2 protein-coding genes are annotated in these 5,669 nt (G+C 62.9%); both read right to left on the bottom strand.

The genetic code is table 11. The features are described from left to right. Window positions 1–1,771, bottom strand: a 1,771-nt coding sequence (rpoC, locus tag J0I79_RS02900) for a DNA-directed RNA polymerase subunit beta' (RefSeq protein WP_292855223.1), incomplete at its 3' end; no start/stop codon positions are given. 129 nt (window positions 1,772–1,900) lie between these two features. Then, window positions 1,901–5,669, bottom strand: a 3,769-nt coding sequence (gene rpoB / locus J0I79_RS02895; protein WP_292855222.1) for a DNA-directed RNA polymerase subunit beta, incomplete at its 5' end; no start/stop codon positions are given.

Genomic DNA, 5,669 nt, shown 5'->3' with positions numbered 1-5,669 from the left:
TCTCGTACGGCACGTTGACGTTCTTCGGCAGCAGTTCGCCGATGATCATGCGGCCAGGCGTGGTGTCGTAGATCTTCGACACGACCTTGCCTTCGGCGTCGACCGTGCGGAAGCGGCCCTTGATCTTGGCGTGCAGCGTCACCGCCTTGGTCTCGAGCGCGTGCTGGAGTTCGCCCATGTCGGCAAACACCATGCCCTCGCCCGGCTCGTTCTGGTTGACGATCGAGAGGTAGTAGAGCCCCAGAACCATGTCCTGCGACGGCACGATGATCGGCGCGCCCGAAGCCGGGTGCAGGATGTTGTTGGTCGACATCATCAGCACGCGGGCTTCCAGCTGCGCTTCCAGCGACAACGGGACGTGAACGGCCATCTGGTCGCCGTCGAAGTCGGCGTTGAAGGCCGTGCAGACCAGCGGATGCAGCTGGATCGCCTTGCCTTCGATCAGGATCGGCTCGAACGCCTGGATGCCGAGGCGGTGCAGCGTCGGCGCGCGGTTCAGCAGCACGGGATGCTCGCGGATGACCTCGTCGAGGATATCCCAGACCTCCGGACGCTCCTTCTCGACCAGCTTCTTGGCCTGCTTGACGGTCGAGGAGTAACCCTTGGCGTCGAGACGGGCGTAGATGAACGGCTTGAACAGTTCGAGCGCCATCTTCTTCGGCAGGCCGCACTGGTGCAGCTTGAGCTCCGGACCGGTGACGATGACCGAACGGCCCGAATAGTCGACGCGCTTGCCGAGCAGGTTCTGGCGGAACCGGCCCTGCTTACCCTTGAGCATGTCGGACAGCGACTTCAGCGGACGCTTGTTGGCGCCGGTGATGACGCGGCCGCGGCGGCCGTTGTCGAACAGCGCATCGACGGCTTCCTGCAGCATGCGCTTTTCATTGCGCACGATGATGCCGGGCGCCCGCAGTTCGATCAGCCGCTTCAGGCGGTTGTTGCGGTTGATCACGCGGCGATAGAGGTCGTTGAGGTCGGACGTCGCGAAACGTCCACCATCCAGGGGAACCAGCGGGCGCAGGTCCGGCGGGATCACCGGAACCACCTTCATGATCATCCATTCCGGACGGTTGCCGGACTCCATGAAGTTCTCCACGACCTTGAGCCGCTTCAGATACTTCTTCTGCTTCAGCTCGGACGTGGTCGAAGCCAGCTCCGTGCGCAGGTCGCCGGCGATTTTCTCCAGGTCCATGCCTGCGAGCAGGTCATGGATGGCCTCGGCGCCGATCATGGCGGTGAACGAGTCCTCGCCATACTCGTCGACAGCGATCATGTACTCTTCCTCGCTGAGAAGCTGATGCTCCTTCAGCGCGGTGAGGCCAGGCTCGGTGACGATGTAGTTCTCGAAATAGAGGACGCGCTCGATGTCCTTCAGCGTCATGTCGAGCAGCGTGCCGATGCGCGAGGGCAGCGACTTCAGGAACCAGATATGGGCGACCGGAGCGGCCAGTTCGATGTGGCCCATGCGCTCGCGGCGAACGCGCGACAGCGTGACTTCGACGCCGCACTTTTCACAGATGACGCCCTTGTACTTCATGCGCTTGTACTTGCCGCACAGGCACTCATAGTCCTTGATCGGGCCAAAAATGCGCGCGCAGAACAGACCGTCACGCTCCGGCTTGAAGGTGCGGTAGTTGATGGTCTCCGGCTTCTTGATCTCGCCGAACGACCAGGACAGAATCTTCTCGGGGCTGGCAAGCGAGATCCGGATGGAATCGAACACCTGCGCGGGCGCCTGGGGATTGAAGAGATTCATGACCTCTTGGTTCATGCCGTTCTCCTTTTCGGGGTCCTCGAAAACCCCTTGCATCTGACGCGGGCCGAATGCCCGCTGAGTGGTCGGCCCACCGGCCGAAGAATTTGGTAAGCGCGCCGCGGCTTCCCGCGGCGCGCGTTTGCCTTACTCGGCAGCGTCGGGCAACCGGACCGGAGCTTCGTCGAGCTTGGTGTTTTCCAGTTCGACGTTGAGGCCCAGAGACCGCATTTCCTTGACGAGCACGTTGAAGCTCTCCGGGATGCCGGCCTCGAAATTGTCTTCGCCACGCACGATCGACTCGTAGACCTTGGTGCGGCCCGCGACGTCGTCCGACTTCACGGTCAGCATTTCCTGCAGCGTGTAGGCGGCGCCGTAGGCTTCGAGCGCCCAGACCTCCATTTCGCCGAAGCGCTGGCCGCCGAACTGCGCCTTGCCGCCCAGCGGCTGCTGGGTAACGAGCGAGTACGGACCGATCGAACGCGCGTGGATCTTGTCGTCCACGAGGTGGTGAAGCTTGAGCATGTAGATGTAGCCCATCGTCACCTTGCGATCGAACGGCTCGCCGGTGCGGCCGTCATAGAGCTGCGACTGACCCGATGTGTGCAGGCCCGCCTGCTCCAGCATCGTGTTGATGTCGGCCTCATGCGCGCCGTCGAACACCGGGGTCGCGATCGAGACGCCGCGGCGCATCTGCTCGCTGAGGCGCAGGATGCTCTCGTCGTCATATTCGCGAACCGGCTCGTTGCGATCATTGGCCGGCATGAAGCTTTCCAGCGTCTTGCGCAGCGGCTTGATGTCGCCACCAGACTTGTAGGCCTCGATCAGCTCGCCGATCTTCCTGCCCATGCCTGCGCAAGCCCAGCCCAGATGCGTCTCCAGGATCTGGCCGACATTCATGCGGCTCGGCACACCCAGCGGGTTGAGCACGATATCGGCATGCGTGCCGTCCTCGAGGAAAGGCATGTCCTCGACCGGAACGATGCGCGACACGACACCCTTGTTGCCGTGACGGCCGGCCATCTTGTCGCCCGGCTGCATCTTGCGCTTCACCGCCACGAAGACCTTGACCATCTTCATGACGCCCGGAGGCATTTCGTCGCCGCGCTGCACCTTCTCGACCTTGTCCATGAAGCGCTGCTCGAGCGCCTTCTTGGAGTCGTCGTACTGGCCACGCAGGGCTTCCAGTTCGCTCTGGAGCTTTTCGTTCTCCACGGCGAACTGCCACCACTGCGAACGCGGATACTCGTCGAGCGTGTCCTTCGAGAGCGTCGAGCCCTTCTTGAAGCCCTTCGGTCCGGCGATCGCATCCTTGCCGACGAGCATGTCGGAAAGACGCGCATAGACGTTGCGGTCCAGGATCGCCTGCTCGTCGTCACGGTCCTTGGCGAGGCGTTCGATCTCCTCGCGCTCGATCGCCATGGCGCGTTCGTCCTTCTCCACGCCGTGGCGGTTGAACACGCGCACTTCGACGACCGTGCCGAACGTGCCCGGAGGCATGCGCATGGACGTGTCGCGCACGTCGGAAGCCTTCTCGCCGAAGATGGCGCGCAGAAGCTTCTCTTCCGGCGTCATCGGGCTTTCGCCCTTCGGCGTGATCTTGCCGACCAGGATGTCGCCCGGCTGAACTTCAGCGCCGATATAGACGATGCCGGCTTCGTCGAGGTTCTTCAGCGCTTCTTCCGAGACGTTCGGGATATCGCGCGTGATTTCCTCCGGACCGAGCTTGGTGTCGCGGGCCATGACCTCGAACTCCTCGATGTGGATCGAGGTGAAGACGTCATCGGCCACGATACGCTCGGAGAGCAGGATCGAGTCCTCGTAGTTGTAGCCGTTCCACGGCATGAACGCGACCAGAACGTTGCGGCCGAGCGCCAGATCGCCGAGCTCCGTCGACGGGCCGTCGGCGATGATGTCGCCCTTGTTGACGCGGTCGCCCATGCGCACCAGCGGACGCTGGTTGATGCAGGTGTTCTGGTTCGAACGCTGGAACTTCATCAGCCGGTAGATATCGACGCCGGACTTGCCCGGATCGAGATCTTCCGTCGCGCGGATGACGATACGCGTGGCGTCCACCTGATCGACGATACCGCCGCGGCGAGCGCCGATGGCGGCGCCCGAGTCACGGGCAACCACCGGCTCCATGCCGGTGCCGACGAATGGCGCTTCGGCGCGCACCAGCGGCACGGCCTGACGCTGCATGTTCGAGCCCATCAGGGCGCGGTTGGCGTCGTCGTTTTCCAGGAACGGGATCAGGGCCGCAGCCACCGACACCATCTGCTTGGGCGAAACGTCCATCAGGTCGACGTTTTCGCGCGGCGCCATCATCACTTCGCCGGCGCTGCGGCAAATGACGAACTCGTCGACGAAACCGCCATTCTTGTCGAGCTCGGCGTTGGCCTGCGCGACATGGTGCTTGGCTTCTTCCATCGCCGACAGATAGACGACGTCATTGGTCAGCTTGCCGTCGACGATCTTGCGGTACGGGCTTTCGATGAAGCCGTACTTGTTGACGCGCGCGAAGGTGGCCAGCGAGTTGATCAGACCGATATTCGGGCCTTCCGGCGTCTCGATCGGGCAGATGCGGCCGTAATGCGTCGGGTGCACGTCGCGCACTTCGAAGCCGGCACGCTCGCGGGTCAGGCCGCCCGGTCCGAGCGCCGAAAGACGGCGCTTGTGGGTGATCTCCGACAGCGGGTTGGTCTGGTCCATGAACTGCGACAGCTGCGAGGAGCCGAAGAATTCGCGCACCGCGGCTGCCGCCGGCTTGGCGTTGATCAGGTCCTGCGGCATCACGGTGTCGATATCGACACTGGACATGCGCTCCTTGATCGCGCGCTCCATGCGAAGCAGGCCGATGCGGTACTGGTTCTCCATCAATTCGCCGACCGAACGCACCCGGCGGTTACCGAGATGGTCGATGTCGTCGATCTCGCCCTTGCCGTCGCGCAGGTCGACCAGCGTCTTGATGACGGCCAGGATGTCTTCCTTGCGCAGCGTGCGATGGGTGTCGGGCGCGTCGAGTTCGAGGCGCATGTTCATCTTGACGCGGCCGACCGCGGACAGGTCGTAGCGCTCGCTGTCGAAGAACAGCGACTGGAACATGGTCTGGGCCGAGTCGATGGTCGGCGGCTCGCCGGGACGCATCACGCGGTAGATGTCGAACAGCGCGTCTTCACGCGTCATGTTCTTGTCGGCATGCAGCGTGTTGCGGATGTAGGCGCCGACGTTGACGTGGTCGATGTCGAGCAGCGGCAATTCCTTGTAGCCCTGCTCGTTGAGCGCCTTCAGCGACTTCTCGGTGAGTTCTTCGCCGGCTTCGGCGTAGATTTCACCGGTCTTCGGATTGACGAGGTCTTCGGCGAGATAGTTGCCGACCAGCTCTTCGTCCGACAGACGGAGCGCCTTGAGGCCCTTTTCCTGCATCTGGCGCGCGCTGCGCACGGTCAGCTTCTTGCCGGCTTCGAGCACGACCTTGCCGGTGTCGGCATCGATCAGGTCGTTGATGGTCGAGTAGCCACGGAAACGGGTGGCGTCGAACGGCACGCGCCAGCCTTCCTTGGTCCGCTTGTAATTGATCTTCTTGTAGAACGTCGAAAGGATCGTCTCGCCGTCGAGACCGAGCGCGTACATCAGCGAGGTCACGGGGATCTTGCGGCGGCGGTCGATGCGCGCGAACACGATGTCCTTGGCGTCGAACTCGATGTCGAGCCAGGAACCGCGATACGGAATCACGCGCGCGGCAAACAAGAGCTTGCCGGACGAATGGGTCTTGCCCTTGTCGTGATCGAAGAACACGCCAGGCGAACGGTGCATCTGGGAAACGATGACGCGCTCGGTGCCGTTGACGACGAAGGTGCCGTTCATCGTCATGAGCGGGATATCGCCCATGTAGACGTCCTGCTCCTTGATGTCC

This window comes from Mesorhizobium sp., assembly GCF_017306585.1.
Lineage (GTDB): Bacteria > Pseudomonadota > Alphaproteobacteria > Rhizobiales > Rhizobiaceae > Mesorhizobium.
This window is presented reverse-complemented; position numbering and strand designations above follow the sequence as displayed.